This is a genomic window from Nocardia puris, assembly GCF_036051655.1.
Classification (GTDB): domain Bacteria; phylum Actinomycetota; class Actinomycetes; order Mycobacteriales; family Mycobacteriaceae; genus Nocardia; species Nocardia puris.
Map to the genome: position 1 here is coordinate 1,082,598 of NZ_CP107943.1, position 17,303 is coordinate 1,099,900.

General features: G+C 70.5%; 16 protein-coding genes. 6 read left to right on the forward strand and 10 right to left on the reverse strand.

Annotated elements, in window-relative coordinates:
• Positions 1 to 54: 54 nt before the first annotated feature.
• A complete protein-coding gene (locus OHB21_RS04545) occupies positions 55 to 1,326 on the forward strand; it encodes a YhgE/Pip domain-containing protein (protein ID WP_195125397.1) in 1,272 nt (423 codons plus the stop codon).
• A gap of 84 nt (positions 1,327 to 1,410) precedes the next feature.
• Here OHB21_RS04545 and OHB21_RS04550 read toward each other — a convergent pair whose 3' ends face one another.
• From OHB21_RS04550 to OHB21_RS04565, 4 genes are all read right to left on the reverse strand, one after another.
• Entirely contained in the window at positions 1,411 to 1,800 is a 390-nt protein-coding gene (locus OHB21_RS04550) for a sterol carrier family protein (protein WP_407675158.1), read from the reverse strand.
• Between the two features lie 169 nt (positions 1,801 to 1,969).
• A complete protein-coding gene (locus OHB21_RS04555; protein ID WP_067504847.1) occupies positions 1,970 to 2,395 on the reverse strand; it encodes a TIGR03618 family F420-dependent PPOX class oxidoreductase in 426 nt (141 codons plus the stop codon).
• Positions 2,382 to 3,080 (reverse strand): CPBP family intramembrane glutamic endopeptidase, encoded by a 699-nt coding sequence (locus OHB21_RS04560; protein WP_067504851.1) that lies wholly within the window; start codon positions 3,078 to 3,080, stop codon positions 2,382 to 2,384. Before OHB21_RS04560 ends, OHB21_RS04555 begins: the two co-directional genes overlap by 14 nt.
• Positions 3,077 to 4,810, reverse strand: a complete 1,734-nt coding sequence (locus OHB21_RS04565) for an alpha/beta hydrolase (protein WP_067504854.1) — start codon at positions 4,808 to 4,810, stop codon at positions 3,077 to 3,079. Before OHB21_RS04565 ends, OHB21_RS04560 begins: the two co-directional genes overlap by 4 nt.
• 160 nt (positions 4,811 to 4,970) lie before the next feature.
• Here OHB21_RS04565 and OHB21_RS04570 point away from each other — a divergent pair, with 160 nt between their 5' ends.
• On the forward strand, positions 4,971 to 5,261 hold the full coding sequence (locus OHB21_RS04570) for a YiaA/YiaB family inner membrane protein (RefSeq protein ID WP_067505091.1): 291 nt from the start codon (positions 4,971 to 4,973) through the stop codon (positions 5,259 to 5,261).
• A 117-nt stretch (positions 5,262 to 5,378) separates the two neighbouring features.
• On the opposite strand, the gene OHB21_RS04575 is transcribed toward OHB21_RS04570, so the two are convergent.
• Positions 5,379 to 7,121 (reverse strand): alpha/beta hydrolase, encoded by a 1,743-nt coding sequence (locus OHB21_RS04575; protein WP_067504857.1) that lies wholly within the window; start codon positions 7,119 to 7,121, stop codon positions 5,379 to 5,381.
• An 18-nt stretch (positions 7,122 to 7,139) separates the two neighbouring features.
• Positions 7,140 to 9,434 (reverse strand): phosphoribosylformylglycinamidine synthase subunit PurL, encoded by a 2,295-nt coding sequence (purL, locus tag OHB21_RS04580; protein WP_067504860.1) that lies wholly within the window; start codon positions 9,432 to 9,434, stop codon positions 7,140 to 7,142.
• Between the two features lie 353 nt (positions 9,435 to 9,787).
• On the opposite strand from purL, the gene OHB21_RS04585 reads away from it, so the two are divergent.
• Complete coding sequence (locus tag OHB21_RS04585; RefSeq protein WP_084537390.1) at positions 9,788 to 11,089, forward strand: glycosyltransferase 87 family protein; 1,302 nt, start codon at positions 9,788 to 9,790, stop codon at positions 11,087 to 11,089.
• Between the two features lie 151 nt (positions 11,090 to 11,240).
• On the opposite strand, the gene OHB21_RS04590 is transcribed toward OHB21_RS04585, so the two are convergent.
• Entirely contained in the window at positions 11,241 to 12,530 is a 1,290-nt protein-coding gene (locus tag OHB21_RS04590) for a M18 family aminopeptidase (RefSeq protein ID WP_067504863.1), read from the reverse strand.
• Between the two features lie 289 nt (positions 12,531 to 12,819).
• On the opposite strand from OHB21_RS04590, the gene OHB21_RS04595 reads away from it, so the two are divergent.
• Positions 12,820 to 13,872: an ABC transporter substrate-binding protein gene (locus tag OHB21_RS04595; protein ID WP_067504866.1), complete on the forward strand. Its 1,053-nt coding sequence runs from the start codon at positions 12,820 to 12,822 to the stop codon at positions 13,870 to 13,872.
• A 36-nt stretch (positions 13,873 to 13,908) separates the two neighbouring features.
• Here OHB21_RS04595 and OHB21_RS04600 read toward each other — a convergent pair whose 3' ends face one another.
• Positions 13,909 to 14,334 carry a MarR family winged helix-turn-helix transcriptional regulator gene (locus tag OHB21_RS04600; RefSeq protein WP_067504870.1) on the reverse strand — a complete coding sequence of 142 codons (426 nt, stop codon included), beginning with the start codon at positions 14,332 to 14,334 and terminating at the stop codon, positions 13,909 to 13,911.
• A 47-nt stretch (positions 14,335 to 14,381) separates the two neighbouring features.
• Between OHB21_RS04600 and OHB21_RS04605 the strand changes: the two genes are divergently transcribed.
• Entirely contained in the window at positions 14,382 to 15,455 is a 1,074-nt protein-coding gene (locus OHB21_RS04605; RefSeq protein ID WP_067504874.1) for a substrate-binding domain-containing protein, read from the forward strand.
• 45 nt (positions 15,456 to 15,500) lie between these two features.
• Here the strand turns inward: OHB21_RS04605 and purQ are convergent, their stop codons facing one another.
• Both purQ and purS read right to left on the reverse strand, forming a co-directional pair.
• Positions 15,501 to 16,178: a phosphoribosylformylglycinamidine synthase subunit PurQ gene (gene purQ, locus OHB21_RS04610; protein WP_067504878.1), complete on the reverse strand. Its 678-nt coding sequence runs from the start codon at positions 16,176 to 16,178 to the stop codon at positions 15,501 to 15,503.
• Complete coding sequence (gene purS, locus OHB21_RS04615) at positions 16,175 to 16,411, reverse strand: phosphoribosylformylglycinamidine synthase subunit PurS (RefSeq protein ID WP_067504881.1); 237 nt, start codon at positions 16,409 to 16,411, stop codon at positions 16,175 to 16,177. The genes purQ and purS overlap by 4 nt, the downstream gene beginning before the upstream one ends.
• 188 nt (positions 16,412 to 16,599) lie before the next feature.
• Between purS and OHB21_RS04620 the strand changes: the two genes are divergently transcribed.
• On the forward strand, positions 16,600 to 17,244 hold the full coding sequence (locus tag OHB21_RS04620) for an MBL fold metallo-hydrolase (protein ID WP_067504883.1): 645 nt from the start codon (positions 16,600 to 16,602) through the stop codon (positions 17,242 to 17,244).
• Positions 17,245 to 17,303 lie beyond the last annotated feature (59 nt).

Consider the following 17,303-nt stretch of genomic DNA (forward strand, 5'->3'; position numbering starts at 1 on the left):
CGGAGCGTGAGCGGGGACGATTCGGACACACCGGCGCGCAGCGTGCCCGGTTACCTGCGACTCGGCGGCCCACCGCTCGCGGTGCTGGCCCTGCTCGCCGCCCTGCTCGGCTACATGTACCTGGTCTACGTGGCCGATCCCGAGAAGAACCTGCACCACTTCCCCATCGCCCTGGTGAACCAGGACGTGGGCGAGACACTCGGTCAGCCCGGCCAGGAGCAGCGCGTCAACTTCGGCGAGGAGGTCGCGGCGGGTTTGCGCGAAGCGGTGCCCGCCGACAAGATCGACCTGCGTGTGCTCGGAATCACCGAGGCGCAGCGGCAGATGCAGACCGGCGCGGTCTACGGCGCGATCATCATCCCGGGCGATTTCAGCAAGCGGCTGGGGATTCTCGGCGTGGGCAGCGTGGTGCCCGGAGATATCGAACGGCCGATCCTCACCTTCCAAACCAACCCGCGCACCGGCGCTTTCGCTACCGCGATCGTCAATCGCATCACCGCGCAGGCGTTCCCGCAGATCAATGAACGCGTCGGGCAGCAGCTCACCGAACAGGTCACCGCGCAACTCGCCCCGCCCGACGGCGGACCCGCGCCCGAACTGTCCGGGGCCACGCGGCTCACGCTGGCCGGTCCCGTGCATCTGGTGGCGGAGGAATACCGGCCGCTGCCCGCCGGGACCGGTGCCGGGCTCACCGCGTTCTTCTACGCCCTGCTCCTGTTGCTGATCGGCGTGGTCGGCTCGATGACGATTCACACCATGGTCGATTCCGCGCTCGGGTTCACGCCCACCGAATACGGGCCCTGGTACGTGCATTTCCCGCCGACGCCGATCTCGCGCTTCAAAACCCTGCTCATCAAATGGGGCGTGATGGCGGTGCTGGCGGTTGTCGCCTCGCTGGTCTATCTGCTGGTGGCGAAGGCTCTGGGGATGCCGGTGGACCAGCCGCTGGGGCTGTTCCTCTACAGCGCGTTCGCGATCCTCGCCGTCGGCTTCACCGGTCTGTCGGTGCTGGCCGCGATCGGGTCGGCCGGGCTGCTGGTGAACCTCATCCTGTTCATCGTGCTGGGCCTGCCCTCCTCCGGCGGCACGGTGCCGATCGAGGCGACCCCGCGCTCGGTGGCCTGGCTCGCCGAATTCGAGCCCATGCACCAAGTGTTCCTCGCCGTGCGCTCCATCCTGTACTTCGACGGCAACTGGTCCGCCGGCCTCACGCGCGGCTTCTGGATGACGTTGTTCGGCCTGTTCGTCGGCCTCGCCTTCGGCGCGATCATCACCCGCTACTACGACTACAAAGGCCTGCACCGCGTGAACCGCGCGACCACCTGAATCCACGTCGGAGCGCGGTCGTACGTCGAGCCGCGGCTCCTGGGCGACACCCGTTGCGGTGGGGACGAATCGGTTGCCGCGAGTTCAGTCGGCGCGGGCGATGGGGAGCCAGTGGGCGACTTCGGCGGCACGGATGCCCGAGGCGGTGAGGGCGCCGGAGGTGGCGGCGGTGTCGAAGTCGAGCAGGCCGGTGGCGAGGAGAAGCCAGGTGCGCGGGTCGGTTTCGACGACGTTGGGTGGGGTGCCGCGGGTGTGGCGGGGGCCTGCCACGCATTGAACCGCGACGAATGGCGGGACGCGCACCTCCACCGAATGGCCGGGCGCGGTGGCGGCGAGGGTGCGGGCGGTGGTGCGCACGGCCGCCGCCAGCTCGGTGCGCGCCGGCTCGGGCACCGTCTCGTCGCGCAACCACGCGCTCACCGCCGCCACCGCCGCCCGCATCTCCGCCGGGTCCACCACCGCTCGTCGTCCCACGCCGCCGAGGGTACCGAGACCGTCCGACTCCGTTCCCGCGCCGACCGCCCCGCACGTCGCCACACAATCCCCGCGACGGTCACGACGGGCCGGCTCTTCGGCCGTGAGTCCGCCCGCCCGATCCCCGACCTCGATCACGGGACACGCTGCCCGGCACCGCGCGACTCGCTCACTCCGCCCAGGGTCCGATGCCGCCGACCTTCTCGATGCGGACGTGGGTGATGAGGCCGGGTGGGGCGTCGGCGGGCGGGAAGTCGATGCCGGGGGCGGCCAGGGTTTCGGCGAGTTCGGCGAGGAGTTCCGGGCCGCCGCCCTCGGTGACGTAGGCCGTGCCGGTGACGGCGAGGTATGGGGTCATGAGTTCGCCGCGCTCGCGGGAGACGACGGTGACGGCGACGCGAGGGTCGCGGCGCACATTGCGGACCTTCTTGTACTCGCCGAGGTGCCCGACCAAGAGTTCGTCGTCACCGTCGTCGTTCGTACGCAAACCCACCCACACCAGGCTGACTTGCGGGCTGCCGTCGGGATTGAGCGTCACCAAAGTCGCATCCGCGCCGGCGCCGATCAGAGCGCGCGCCGAATCATCGAGTTTCATGCCCCGAGCCAACACCATTCACGCTCGATAATTCCCGCCCACGGACCGGCGTGGTGGACCCCAACGCCGCCGCCACGTGCGTGACCAGCACCCCGCCCGCGTTGAACGCCCAGTGCAGCAGCGCCGGGGCGGTCGCGCTCCCGGTGCGGCGGCGGAGTTCTCCGAACAGCACACCACCACCGGCCGTGACGAGCACCGTCGCCGGAACGCTGTCGCCGCCGGCGCGGGCGGGGTGGATGTGCCACAGGCCGAAGGCGGCAGCGCCCAGCAGTGGGCCTGCCTTGGGAAAAGCGTTGTCCAGCAACGGTTCCAAGGTGGCGCGGAAGATCAACTCCTCGCTGTACACCGTGCCGAACGGGATGTGCACCAGCACCCATTCGGCGGTGCTCACATCCTGATCGCGCCCCGACAACTCCCCCAACCGCGCACGCACCGACGGAATCGCCAGCGCCGCACCGTAACCGGCGAAGACCACCGCACCGGCCAGCGCACCCGCGCGCGCCCCGCGCGATGACCACCACCGCGGCCGCCCACCGAGAACCGCCGCGTACCCACTCGCAAACACCACGTTGGCCGCCGTGCGCCCCCGATGATCCATCCCCAGCCTCGGCAGGACCACATTGCTCCACAGCAGCGGAAGCGCGCACGCGACAGCCGCGTCGACGAAGCGACCGCTCCCCCTCACTTGGTCTCCCGCTCCTGCTCCTCCGCCAACTCCAGGTTGACCCGGATGCGTTCGGCCAGTTCGGCATTCCAGTCGGGGGGTTCGGTGATGGCGGCCCACCCGTCGAGCACCAGGCTGCCGTAGCGGTGGCCGTGGCCGTCGGAAACCCCTTGGGCGTTGGTGAGATCGGCCGTCACCTGCCAGAACGTGACGAACGGAGCCCAGCGCATCTGCGACGACACGTCCGATCCGCGCGGCTCGGACAGCCAATCCGGTTGGGAGAAGATGAGATCCGGCGACCACCAGACGATCGGGTCGGACGGGTGCATGAGGTAGGCGATGCGCGGCGCCCGCCACTCCGGCCCCGGCACCGCGAGATCGGCCGCCTCGGCGGCGAATCGGACCACCAGCCCGTCGGCGTAGATCGGCTGCACCTCGCGCGAGCCCGGGTCGCGGCGCGAAACGAACTGCTTCCACAGGCGATTCGAATTCGGCGGCCCCACCCACAGCGCGCCGTCCACCTTCTCCCGCAGATCGGCCAGTCCCTCGAACGCGGCTTCGGATCCCTGCGAACCCAGGCTCTCGCCGTACACGAACAGCCTCGGGCGCGAGTCGGCGGGCCGCAGCGACCAGTGCGCGTACACCGCGTCGAACAGCTCGCGCCCCGCCGCGGCCGCCTTCTCCCGGTCGGACAGGAACGACAGCACGCTCGGCAGGTACGAGTACTGGCTCGCGACGATCGCGGTGTCGCCGCCGTACATGTACTCGATCGCGCCCGCCGCAAGGGAATTCACCCAGCCGGTGCCCGTGGTGGTGACCACCACCATCACCTGGCGTTCGAAGGCGCCGGCGCGCTCCAGTTCCTCCACGGCCAGCGCGGACTGCTCCTGGTCGTTGCGCGCGGACTCCAACCCCACGTACGCGCGGATGGGTTCGCGCGCGGTGCGCCCGGTGACCGCTTCGATGCGGCTGGCCGTGGGCCCGGTCGAGACGAACCAGCGGCCCTCGAAGCCAAGGGTTTCCCACGCCGCCAGCGACTGCGGGCTGCCGGAGCGCTCCGGCTGCTGCGGCTGCACGGCGTTGGGCGAGGTGTGGTCGTTGCGCACGCTGAACGCCGAGTTGGCCACCGCGGTGAACGCCCGCGACGCGACACCGTTGAACAGCGTCACCGCCAGCACCACCAGCACCAGCGCGCCCGCGGTGGGCGCGAGCTCGCGCGGCACCTTCATCCGCCGGTTGAGCTGGCGCGCCAGGAACAGGATGATCTCGCGCAGCGTGCGGTAGGCGGCCACCACGGCCGCCGCGACCGCCAGGCTCAGGAACCCGGTGCGCAGGTAGGCGGGGGTGGTGGTGCCCTCCATCCCCATCAGTGCGGTGATCTCGCGCTGCCAGCGCGCCGACTGCACCAGCATCAGCGCGGCCGTGAGCGCCGCCGTGAACAGCAGCGCCGATTTCACTGCGTACCGCACCCAGGTCGGCGGCGCGGGAATGGTCCAGCGCGGCCGCACCAGCGAGCGGAACCCCCACTCCACCAGACAGCCGAGGCCGTAGCCGAGCGCGGCGTTGATCCCCGAGATCAGACCTTGGAACAGCCAGTCGCGCGGCACCAGCGACGGCGTCACCGACAGGGCGAAGAACACCGTAGCGACCACCAGGCCGACGTAGTTCAGGTCGATGATGTCCTCGGCGCGGCGCACCACGACAGCCACGCGGGCGCGCAGCTTCGTCAGAGTGTCGGCCTTCTCGAGCACCCGAACAGTATGGCGGTCCGCGCCGACAGCCGGACGCGTTGGCGGCGGGCCACGCGGGGCGACCGGGTAGGGATCACAGTTCGGCGCGCGGCAAATACCCACGCGCCTCGAGTATTCCTACACGGTCGCCGGACCGCCCGCTCGAGCACACTCGATGACCATGAGCACTCCAAACGCCTCGCCGAAAAGCACCTCGGCATACGTGGCGCAGGCCGCGATCGCGTTCGGCGTCAGCTTGTTCGGGGCGGGCGTCGGCATCTTCTATCTCCCACTGGACGTGTGGCAGCGCGGCTTCATGGCGATGTCCGTGTTGTTCCTGGTGACCAGCAGCTTCACCCTGGCCAAGGTGGTCCGCGACCAGCACGAGGCCAACTCCACCACCCACCGCATCGACGCGGCGCGGCTGGAAAAGCTGATGGCTGAACACAATCCGTACGAACCGAAGATCTGACCACCGCGGGCGAACACTCCGCGCGCGGGTCCGGCGACGAGGGGTCCGGGCCCGCCCGGGGGTGTTCGCCCCCTTCGGGCCGGGCGCACACCGCGACCTCCGATGACGCGCCCCGCCCTACTTCAACTCGCGCTCCCGATCCGCCGACTCCTCCAGATACGCGCGCACCCGCTCGGCCAGTTCCTCGGACCAGCCCGGCGGGTCCGCGATGGCGGCCCACGCGTCGAGCACCAACGTGCCGTAGCGATGACCGTGCCCGTCGGCGACGCGCTGCGCGTTCGGCAGGTCGGCGGCGACCTGCCAGAACGTGACGATCGGATACCACGTCATGGTGGGCGTGACGTCGGGCCCGCGCGGTTCGCGCAGCCAATCCGGTTCGGTGAACAGCAGATCCGGCGACCACCACACCACCGGATCGGACGCGTGCTGGAGGTACACCACGCGCGGGTTCAACCAGGTCTGCCCGGTACTCCACAGGTCGGCGCGCGCGTCGGCGAAACGCACCACCAGCCCGTCGGCATAGATCGGCAGCACCTCGGGTGAACCCGGATCACGCCGCGTGACGAACTCGCGCCAGAGGCGATTGGAGTTCGGCGGCCCGACCCACAGCACACCGTCGGTGCGCGCCCGCAGGTCGGCCAACCCGCTGAACGCGCCCTCCGATCCCTGCGAACCCAGGCTCTCGCCGTAGACCAGCAGCTTGGGCCGCGATTCCGGGGGCAGCGCCGACCAGCGCTCGTGCACCTTGTCGAACACCAGGCGTCCGGACTCGGTGGCCTTCTCCTTGTCGGAGAGGAACGAGAGCGCGCTCGGCAGATACGAGTACTGGGTGGCGACCACGGCGGTGTCGCCGTCGAACATCAGCTCGATCGATTCGACGCTCGTGGAGTCCACCCAGCCGGTGCCGGTGGTGGTGACCACGACGAGCACCTCGCGCTCGAATGCCTTGGTGCGCTCCAGTTCCGCGACGGCCAGCTCGGCCTGCGCTTCCATGCCGTCGGCGGATTCCAGGCCGGTGTAGACGCGGATCGGTTCGCGGGCGGGGCGTCCGGTGACCTGCTGGATGGTCTCCGCGCCGGGGGCGTAGGACACGAACCAGCGGCCTTCGGAGCCGAGGGTGTCCCACGCGGCGAGCGAGGCCGGGCTGCCGGAGCGTTCCGGCTGGATCGGTGGCACGGCGTTGGGCGAGGTGTTGCTGTTGCGCACGCTGAACGCCGAATTGGCCACGTCGAAGAAGACCCGCACCAGCACGCCGTTGCCGAGCAGCAGCGCCAGCACCACCACGGTCACCACGCCGATCGGCAGCGCGACCCGGCGCGGGATCTTCACCCACCGGACCAGCTGGTTCGTCACCCAGCGCACCAGCCACCGCAGCCCGCGGGCGAGCCCGATCACCAGCGCGCACACCGCGGCGCTGAGCAGGCCGGTGCGCAGGAAGCCCGACGTGGTGGTCGGTTCCATGTCCATCAGCGCGGTGATCTCGCGCTGCCAGTAGGCCGAGCGGATCATCACCAGCACCGCCGCCAGCGCGCACACCGCCACCAGCGCGCCCTTGGCCACGGGCACCAACCAGCCGGGACGGGCCGCGATCCGCTCCTCCACCGACGCGGGCAGGCGCACCTTCGGCGCGACCCAGCGCCGGTAGGCCCAGTGCAGCAGGCAGCCGACGCCGTAGCCGATCGCGGCGTTGACGCCGCTGACCAACCCCGCGAACAACCAGTCGCGGGGCAGCAGCGACGGCGTCAGCGACCAGCAGAAGAACAGGGTGGCGACCACCAAGCCCGGGTAGTCCGGATGGAACCAGCGAGCGAATCTGCCGCCCAGACGGGCGAACCTATCGCGTAGCTCAGCGGTTGCCATCCGAGCCTCCCTGGAGGGTCAGATTGCGCTGGCTCCGAACAGTTTCGGGAGCGTGCCCTCGTAGGCGTCGCGCAATTCGGCCATGGTAACCGAGAAGTGGCCCTGCACCTCGACGGAATCGGAACCTTGGTCCACGACGCCGATCCGGGTCCACGGCAGGCCGCGCGCCTCGCACATCTTGGTGAAACGGGTCTCCTCCGACCGCGGCACCGCGACGAGCACGCGGCCCGCCGACTCCGAGAACAGCGCCACGAACGGGTCGGCGCCCTCGGGAAGCAGGATGCGGCAACCGGTTTCGCCGGCCAGCGCGGCCTCCACCACGGTCTGCGCGAGCCCGCCCTCGGAGAGGTCGTGCGCGGCGCTGATCATGCCGTCGCGGGAACCGGCGGTGAGCACCTCGGCCAGCAGCCGCTCGCGGGCGAAGTCCACCTTCGGCGGGACGCCGCCCAGGTGACCGTGCGCGACCTGCGACCAGATGGAACCGCCGAACTCGTCGTGGGTCTCGCCGAGCAGGATCAGCGTCTCGCCGGGCTCGAGGCCCAGGCCGGTGGGAATGCGGCGGTGCACGTCGTCGATGACGCCGAGCACACCCACCACCGGGGTCGGCAGGATCGCGTCCTGGCCGGTCTGGTTGTAGAAGCTCACGTTACCGCCGGTGACCGGGATGCCGAGGGCCACACAGCCGTCCGCCAAGCCGCGCACGGCCTGCTGGAACTGCCACATCACGCCCGGGTCCTCCGGCGAACCGAAGTTCAGGCAGTTGGTGACGGCCTTCGGCGTGGCGCCGGTGGTGGCGACGTTGCGGTACGCCTCGGCCAGCGCCAGCTGCGCGCCCGTGTACGGGTCGAGCTTGGTGTAGCGGCCCGACGCGTCGGTGGCCAGCGCGATGCCGCGGCCGGTCTCCTCGTCGATGCGGATGACGCCCGCGTCGGCGTGCTCGGCCAGCACGGTGTTGCCGCGCACGTAGCGGTCGTACTGCTCGGTGATCCACTTGCGGCTGCACAGCTGCGGACTGGCCAGCATGGTCAGCAGGGTCGCGCGCAGTTCGTCGGCGGTCTTGGGGCGCGAGAGCTTGTCGGGAGTGTCGGCGACCAGCGCGTCCTGCTCCTCGGGGCGCCGCACCGGGCGCTCGTAGACCGGGCCCTCATGGGCGACGGTGCGCGGCGGCACATCCACCACGGTCTCGCCGTGCCAGGTGACGATCAGGCGCTCACCGTCGGTGACCTCGCCGATCACCGTGGCCAGCACGTCCCACTTGCGGCACACGTCCATGAACGCGTCCACGTTCTCGGGGGTGACCACCGCGCACATGCGCTCCTGCGATTCGCTGGAGAGCACCTCGGCCGGGGTCATGCCGGTCGCGCGCAGCGGCACCTTGTCGAGTTCGATGTGCATACCGCCGTCCCCGGCGGCCGCGAGTTCGGAAGTGGCGCAGGACAATCCGGCGCCGCCGAGGTCCTGGATGCCGACCACCAGATTGGCCGCGTACAGCTCCAGACAACACTCGATGAGGACCTTCTCGGTGAACGGGTCGCCCACCTGTACGCTCGGCAGCTTCTTGCGGCCGGTGCCCGACTCGTCACCGGAGAAGGTGTCCGAGGCCAGCACCGAGACGCCGCCGATGCCGTCCAGACCGGTGCGCGCGCCGAACAGGATGATCTTGTTGCCGGTGCCCGAGGCGAACGCCAGGTGCAGGTCCTCGACCCGCATCACCCCGGCGCACAGCGCGTTGACCAGCGGGTTGCCCTGATAGGAGGCGTCGAAGACGGTCTCGCCGCCCACGTTCGGCAGGCCGAGGGAGTTGCCGTAGCCGCCCACGCCGCGCACCACGCCGTCCACTACGCGGCGGGTATCGGGCGCGTCGGCCGCGCCGAAGCGCAGCTGGTCCATCACCGCGATCGGGCGCGCGCCCATCGCCATGATGTCGCGCACGATGCCGCCGACGCCGGTGGCCGCGCCCTGGTAGGGCTCCACGTAGGACGGGTGGTTGTGGCTCTCCACCTTGAAGGTGACCGCCCAGCCGTCGCCCACGTCCACCACGCCCGCGTTCTCGCCGATGCCCGCCAGCATGGACGCGCGCATCTCGTCGGTGGTGGTCTGCCCGAAGTAGCGCAGGTGGACCTTGGAGGACTTGTAGGAGCAGTGCTCGCTCCACATCACCGAGTACATGGCCAGCTCGGCGTCGGTGGGGCGGCGGCCGAGGATCTCCCGGATGCGGGCGTACTCGTCGTCCTTGAGGCCGAGCTCTTTGTACGGTTGCGTCACGTCGGGGGTTGCTGCGGCTGCGCTGACGGTGTCGACCTGCGGAGTCACGGAGTTACCTGGGTCCTTTCGGCCGGGCAGGGGGTTCGGCGAACCGGCGGAGCCGGCGGGTAGGCGAACTCGGTGCGGCGACGGACGTTGTCGCAGGGTTCCGGCGAGTTGCCCGGCTGCCAGTCTAGAGGGCGGGCGCGGCGGCCCCGCAGGTGAGGGGCGCGATCCGGGGGTGCGCGGGCCGGCTCCGGTGAAGTGCCGGTCGCTGGATTGTTGCCCGAGCGTTCGGGGCGGTGCCGCGGGCGGTGTGGTTTTGCACGGTCAGCGCGCGGTCGCGACGGGTCGGACCGGGCGGTTTGCCCCGCCGGGGTGCAGCGCCCCGACGAGCGGGCGGCACCGGATACTCTGTGCGGGTGAGCGAACGAACGGGGGTTGCGAATTCGGCCGGTGCCGCGCCCGGCGTCCAGGAGCCGAACCCCTCCTCCTCTCCGGCGGCCACCGCCTCGTCCCGGCACCTGCGGTGGCTGGCCGCCGCCCTGGCGCTGTTCCTGCTGTCCGCGGTGATCTCCCTGCTCGCGCACTGGTGGTACGGGTACATCGATCTCCAGGTCTATCGCAACGGCGCGCGGACCTGGCTGGACGGCGGGGATCTGTACGGACCGATGCCCCCGGTGTTCGGGATCGGCCTGCCGTTCACCTATCCCCCGCTGGCCGCGCTGTTCTTCGCGCCTTTGGCCCTGATGCCGTTGCAGTTGGCCGAGATCGCGGTGCTGCTGACCTCGCTCGGCAGCCTCGGCATCACGCTGTGGCTGGTGCTCGCGCGGGTGCGGCCGCAACTGGATCGCACGGTGGCGGTGCCGCTGGTGATCGCGGCGCTCGCGTTCTCGCTGTACCTCGAGCCGGTGCGCCAGACATTCGGATTCGGGCAGATCAACCTGGTCCTGATGGCCGCGATCGCGCTGGACTGCCTGGTGCGCAAGCCTTTCTGGCCGCGCGGCATGCTCATCGGGATCGCGGTGTCGATCAAGCTGATTCCGGCCGCATACCTGCTGTACTTCCTGCTGCGGCGGGACTGGAAGGCCGCGGGCACCATGGTCGCGTCGGCGATAGGCGCGGTCGGCGTCGGGTTCCTGCTCTTCCCCCGCGACTCGGTGGACTACTGGTTCCACACCCTGCACGACACCGGTCGCATCGGCCCGCCCTACTTCGCGGGCAACCAGTCGTTGAAGGGGTTCGCGTTCCGCCTCGGGGTGTCCGACGGGGCCGCGACCGCGATCTGGATCACGTTGTCGCTCATCGCGATCGCGCTGGCCGCCGTGTGGATGCACCGGCTGATCCAGGCCGGCGCCACCGTGGCCGCGCTGCTGGTCAACGCCGCCGCCATCCTCCTGGTCTCCCCGGTTTCGTGGTCGCACCACTGGGTCTGGATCGCGCCCGCCCTGCTCGTCGCCGCCGACGCCCTCGCCCGCATCCGCGTCGGCACCCGCCGCGGCCGTGGCTTCACCGCGACCGTCCTCGGCTTCACCGTGCTCTTCCTCATCGGCCCCCAGTGGCTGCTCCCCCACTCCGACGACCTCGAACTCGACTGGACCTGGTGGCAGCAGATCCTCGGCAGCAGCTATGTCCTCGCGACCTTCGCGGTGCTCGTCGTCGCCGTCGCCCTCTACCGCCCGGTGGTCGCTCGGGCGTCCGAAACCAACTCGGCCCCAGCCTGATCGGGGTCCGGTCGCACTGCCGAGTAGCCAGCCGATTCGGGTACCGGGGACGACCTTGCGCGCCGGGATGACCGAGGCGCTCGGCTCGCAGCTGCGCAACCGTGTGACATCGACGATCGCTCCGCATCTTGCGGACTCGGCCGCCTTGGGCTCAGGCGTTCACCGTGTCCGGGGTGAGGAAGGCGGTGAGGGCGGCGGCGTAGGCGGGGACGTCGGCGGTGCCCATGAGTTCGCGGGCGGAGTGCATGGCGAGTTGGGGGGCGCCGACGTCGACGGTGGGCATGCCGGTGCGGGCGGCGGTCATGGGGCCGATGGTGGAACCGCAGGGGAGGTCGGCGCGGTGGACGTAGCGCTGGAGCGGGACGTCGGCCTGGGCGCAGGCCAGGGCGAAGGCGCCGGCGCCGACGGAATCGGTGGCGTACCGGAGGTTTTGGTTGACCTTCAGCACCGGCCCGCCGTTCACCTCGATGCGGTGGGCGGGTTCGTGGCGCTCGGGGTAGTTGGGGTGGGTGGCGTGCGCCATGTCGCCCGAGGCACAGACCGAACCGGCAAGGGCCGCAAGGTATTCGGCGCGCCCACCCCCGCGCGCCAGCACGATGCGCTCCAATACCGAAGGCAGCAGATCGGATTGCGCGCCGCGATCGGACTGGCTGCCGACCTCCTCATGGTCGAACATCGCCAGCACCGGCACCGCCGCGCCGGGCTCCTCGATCGCGGCCAGGAACGCGCGCAGGCCCGCGTAGCAGGTGCCCTGATTGTCCAAGCGCGGCGCGCTCACCAGATCGGCGTCGCGGCCCACCAGCCTGCTCGGCGCGAGGTCGTGGGTCATCAGCTCCCAGCCCAACACGGCGGCCGGGTCCACCTCGGCGGTCTCGGCGACGAACGAGAGGAACGAGCGCGGCCGCTCCCCCACGCCCCACACCGCGTTCACGTGCCGCTGCGGGTCCAGCGTCACGCCGCGCCGGTCCTCGGCGAGGTGGATGGCCAGCTGCGGCACCCGCAAGATCGGCTCGTCGACGCGAATCAGGTGCTCGCGCACCGCGTTTCCGTCGCGCACGGTGAGCCGTCCGGAGACGCCCAGCTCCCGATCCAGCCACGAGTTCAGCCACGCGCCGCCGTACGGTTCCAGGCCCACCAGCTGCCAACCCGCCACCGCGAGATCCGGATGCTGCTTGACCCGCAGGTTCGGGCTGTCGGTGTGCGCGCCGACCACCCGGAACGGCGTGTCCCCGCCCGCGTCGGCCCACGCCACCAGCGACCCGCCGCGCACCACGTAGTAGCGCCCCGCCGCCTGCGGCCACGCCGCCGCCTCCGCCAACCGGGTGAACCCCAGCGCGTCCAGTTCCGCCGCGACCGTGCGGCACACGTGGAACGGCGAGGGCGAGGCATCGATGAACGCGCACAGCCCTTCGGCGGTCGCGCTGGTCGTGACAACGGGCATGCCGCCGATCCTATGCGCAGCCGCACAGCCGCGGCCCGCACGCCCGCGACGCTCCTCGGCGCATCCCCGATCCGGAGCAGCGAGCGGCCACGCAGGTCGCGACGATCCGCCTCGTCACCGGGTATCGGTTCCTGCGCCGCTGACCACAGCAAACGACAACACTCCGCATTAATCCCCTTGTATCGCACGGGTAATTGCCGGGAAACTCATCGCGATACTCCGGCGCTAGACTGTTCGGCGAGCTGGAAAAGAGAATGTCCGGTGAATTCTGGACGGAGGGGCGGCGATCATGAACGCGCCCGTGGAAATCATCAATATCGCGCCGCGCACCGGGGCGGGCGCGATCGTGGGGCCGTCGTGTGAGGCGGCCGCGGCGCTGGCGGCCGCCGAGATGAACGAGGGCACCGGCATCCTGGGCCGCGAGGTGTGCGTCACCACCATCGACGGCGGCGGGCCGCCGCAGCGCGTGGCCGACGAGGTATCCGCCCTGCTCGCCACGGGAATGGTCCACGCTATCACCGGAATTCCCATGCCGGAGAACCGCTCCGCCGTCACCAGGGCCGCGGCGGGTCGCGCGCCGTGCGTATTCGGCGTCGGCCACGACGGCCTCGACCCCGAACTGCCCGGTGTATTCATGATCGGCGAGCACCCCGGTATCCAAACGCTCGTCGCCGTGAACTGGCTGTACCGCGAATTCGGCGCGCGCCGGTGGGCGGTGGTGGCCAGCGAATACGGCTGGTCGCGCCGAATCACCCCGGCGCTGCGGACAATCCTCGCGCCCACCCACGAGATCGTGGCCGAACATTTCGTCCCACTGGGCGCGACCGCATTCGACGACGTGCTCGGCGATCCCCGTCTCGACGACGCCGACGGCGTGATCCTGCTGCTCGTGGGCGGCGACGCGGCCCGCTTCAACCGCGCGTTCACCCGGGCGGGCCGCGCCGACCGCCAGTTCCGCACCGGCCCGACGATCGATGAGAACGTCCTGCTGGCGGGCGGTCTCGACGCCAACCGCAACATCTACGTGCCCTCGCGCGTGATCCCCGACCGCCGCTGCGCGGGCGACCGCGACCTGCTGGACCGCTACCGCCGCCTGCACCGCGGCTTCGCCCCCACCTTCAGCCGCTTCGCCAACGGCGTCTACCGCTCCCTGCACGCGCTGCGCGCCGTAGCCGACGCCACGGGCTCCTTCGACACCACCACCATGCACCGCACCCTGGCCGACCGCCCGGTACTGGAGAGCGCCGTAGGAACATTCACTTTCCGAGGCGACCAGATCGTCACCCCCACCTTCCTCACCCGCGCGGCAGGCGCCGACTTCGAAACCCTCGACCTGATGTGATCGGGACCGGCGCAGCGAACATCGGAAGGTGTCGGCTCAGCTTCCTGCGACCAGTTCCAACAACCGCTTCAGCTCCGCGTACCGGCGCGCCCCCATCTTGGCCTGCAACTGGCGCTCGGCCAGTTCCTCCTCGGCCCGCACCGCCTCGACCAGCTCCACACCCAGTCTGCTCAGGCCGATCAGGATGCGCCTGCGGTCCTCCTCGGCGGCGACGCGGAAGATCAGGCCGCGCTCGGCCAGGCAGTCCGCGTGCCTGGTGGCCGAGGAGGGGGGTAGCTGGGAGCGCGCGGCCAGCTCGCTCATAGTGACGCCGGTCTCACTGGAGAGGTTGCACAGCATGGACCACTGATCGGCGGAAAGCTGCCTGGCACACAGTGCGGCGTCGAGGTGACGGAGCCAACGGTGTTCGGCGGCACGCAGCGCGCCGTGCAGCGTGTCGTATCCGTTTAGAATGGTCGTCATTTCCCCGCCTGCTTTCGAAATTCGCTCGAACAGAAGAAGAGTACCGAATGTCAGCGTTCGGCGAGAGCCCGGACGGCTCGATCGAGATCCTCGACATAGTCCCCGCGCAAGGCCCGGGCGGGATCTTCGCACCCTCCTGCGAAGCCGCGATTTCGCTCGCGGCGAGCGAAATCAACCGGGGCAGGGGAATTCTCGGACGCGAAATTCGGACCACGACGATCGACGGCGGACGCCCGCCCCGTGAGGTGGCCGCCGAGGTGTCGGCCCTGCTCGCCACGGGCATGGTGCACGCGATCACCGGCTGGCACACCTCGGCGGTGCGCCGCGCGGTCGCCCGCGTCAACGACGGACGGGTGCCGTACGTTTTCGCGATCAGTCACGAGGGACTGCCGGAGCCGCCCGGCGTGCTGATGCTCGGCGAACACCCCGCCGGGCACACCGTGGCCGCCGTGCACTGGCTGCGCCGCGAACTCGGCGTGCGGCGCTGGGCGATCATCGGCAGCGACTACATCTGGCCCCGCGAGACGGCGAAAGCGTTGCGCCGCAGCCTTTCCGATCAGAGCGACATCGTCCTGGAACGCTACGTCCCGCTCGGCGCGACCGATTTCGGCGACTTCTTCACCCACCCCGATCTGGACCGCGCCGACGGGGTGGTGGTACTGCTGGTCGGCGCCGACGTGGTGCGCTTCAACCGCCGGTTCGCCGCCACCGGGCGGTCCGCCGACCAGGTGCGCGTGAGTCCGGCCGCCGATGAGAATGTGCTGCTCGGCGGCGGTGCGGGCGCCAACCACAACCTGTACGTGCCGTCCCGCTTCTTCCTCGACGACCGGCTCCCCGACGGCCGCCACCGCAAGGCCCGCTACCGCGAGAGGTACGGCGAGTTCGCGCCGGCGCTCACCAGCTTCAGCAACGCCACCTACGAGGCGATCCACGCACTGCGCGGCCTGGCCGAGGCGGTGGGCTCGCTGCACGTGCCGAGCATCCAGCGCGCCCTCGCCACCGGCGTGCGCTACGAGACCCCCAGCGGCCCAAGGGGTTTCGACGGCAACCAGGCCGTGCAACCCGGCTATCTCGCCAGAGCCGAAGGGGTGGAATTCGTCCTGCTCGACCGCATCTCGTGAAAAAGGCCCGGAACCAGCGGGTTCCGGGCCTTCACACCGAAAAGATCAGGCCGACACCAGGGTGTCGAGCACCGAGAGGAACAGGCCGAGCCCGTCGTCGCTCGGGCCGGTCAGCGGCTCGGTGGCGTGCTCGGGGTGCGGCATGAGCCCCACCACGCGACCGTTCGCCGACGCGATGCCCGCGATGCCGCGCTGCGAGCCGTTCGGGTTGTCGCCGGTGTAGCGGAACACCACGCGGCCCTCGCCCTCGAGCTCGTCGAGCACGGCGGCCGAGGCCTGGTAGCGGCCCTCACCCGACTTCAGCGGGATGAGGATCTGAGCGCCCGGCTCGTAGCGGGAGGTCCACGCCGTGTCCACCGACTCCACGGTGAGCCACTCGTCGCGGCAGATGAAGTGCAGGCCCTCGTTGCGGGTGAGCGCGCCCGGCAGCAGACCGGCCTCGCACAGCACCTGGAAGCCGTTGCAGATGCCAAGCACCGGCAGGCCCTGGCCGGCCGCGCGCACCACCTCGCCCATCACCGGCGCGAATCGGGCGATGGCGCCGGCGCGCAGGTAGTCGCCGTAGGAGAAGCCGCCGGGCACGACCACCGCGTCGACCTGCTTCAGGTCGGCGTCGGCGTGCCAGAGGCTCACGGCCTCGGCGCCCGCCCGGCGCACCGCCCGCGCCGCGTCGACGTCGTCGAGCGTGCCGGGAAACGTGATGACCCCGATGCGTGCCGTCATGGCAGCCGGACCACCTTCCACTCCTCGATGACCGTGTTGGCGAGCAGGCTCTCGGCGATCTGCTCGAGCTCGGCGTCGCTGACATCGTCGGCCACGTCCAGCTCGAATCGCTTGCCCTGCCGCACATCGGAGATCCCGGCGAATCCCAGGCGCGGGAGCGCACCGACGATGGCCTGCCCCTGGGGGTCCAGGATCTCGGCCTTCGGCATCACCTCGACCACGACTCGTGCCACGCGTTGCTCCTCATATGGGTGTGCGGGGTGTGTCTGAGCAGCGCGATTGGCCGCGCCGACCATGATTTGCGGCCGCGCCGACCGGTACCCGGTACCCGCGGCGCGACGGTCAAATGGTAGCCGCCGAGCCCGCGCCGCCCGCCGCCAGGGTCACCCGGCGACCGCGCCCGAGCCAATAGCATGGCGGCATGCGCATAGCCCACTTCGGTCACTCCTGCCTCCTCGTCGAGCTGCACGGTAAGAAGGTCCTGTTCGATCCGGGCACGTTCTCGCACGGATTCGAGGGCATCACCGGCCTGGACGCGATCGCCGTCACCCACCAGCATCCCGACCACATCGACCCGAACCGCATCGAGGCGCTGATCGAGGCGAACCCTGGCGCGCGCCTGCTCTGCGACCCGCAGACCGCCGCCCAGCGCGGCGGCCCCTGGGAGGCGGTGCACGCGGGCAACGTGCTCGACCTCGGCGATCTGCGGATCACGGGCGGCGGCGGCAGGCACGCCGTGATCCACCCCGAGATCCCCGTGGTCGACAACACCGTCTTCCAGCTCGGCACCGCCGACGATCCGGCCGAGCTCGTGCACCCCGGCGACTCGCTGTGGGTGCCGCCGGTCCCCGTCGGCGTGCTGGCCGCGCCCGCGGTCGCGCCGTGGATGCGCATCAGCGAGGCGGTCGACTACCTGCGGGCGGTGAACCCGCGCACCGCGTTCCCCATCCACTTCGGGATCATCCAGCCGGAAGCCCGGGGCATCTACTTCGGCAGGCTCTCCGAAATGGGGCCCGCCGGAACCGAATTCACCGTGCTGGAACCGGAGGATCAGCGCGAGTTCTGAGCGCCGCCGAGCGATCGCACGAATTCACAAGCTCCCAAGACTATTGTCTGCGGGCGGCT

What these genes read in the sequence shown, in the direction of transcription:
- purQ (WP_067504878.1), bottom strand. Translation starts at nt 16,178, where the DNA reads ATGACGGCACGCATCGGGGTCATCACGTTTCCCGGCACGCTCGACGAC.
- OHB21_RS04620 (WP_067504883.1), top strand. Translation starts at nt 16,600, where the DNA reads ATGCGCATAGCCCACTTCGGTCACTCCTGCCTCCTCGTCGAGCTGCAC.
- OHB21_RS04605 (WP_067504874.1), top strand. Translation starts at nt 14,382, where the DNA reads ATGTCAGCGTTCGGCGAGAGCCCGGACGGCTCGATCGAGATCCTCGAC.
- OHB21_RS04590 (WP_067504863.1), bottom strand. Translation starts at nt 12,530, where the DNA reads ATGCCCGTTGTCACGACCAGCGCGACCGCCGAAGGGCTGTGCGCGTTC.
- OHB21_RS04570 (WP_067505091.1), top strand. Translation starts at nt 4,971, where the DNA reads ATGAGCACTCCAAACGCCTCGCCGAAAAGCACCTCGGCATACGTGGCG.
- OHB21_RS04575 (WP_067504857.1), bottom strand. Translation starts at nt 7,121, where the DNA reads ATGGCAACCGCTGAGCTACGCGATAGGTTCGCCCGTCTGGGCGGCAGA.
- OHB21_RS04600 (WP_067504870.1), bottom strand. Translation starts at nt 14,334, where the DNA reads ATGACGACCATTCTAAACGGATACGACACGCTGCACGGCGCGCTGCGT.
- OHB21_RS04555 (WP_067504847.1), bottom strand. Translation starts at nt 2,395, where the DNA reads ATGAAACTCGATGATTCGGCGCGCGCTCTGATCGGCGCCGGCGCGGAT.
- OHB21_RS04595 (WP_067504866.1), top strand. Translation starts at nt 12,820, where the DNA reads ATGAACGCGCCCGTGGAAATCATCAATATCGCGCCGCGCACCGGGGCG.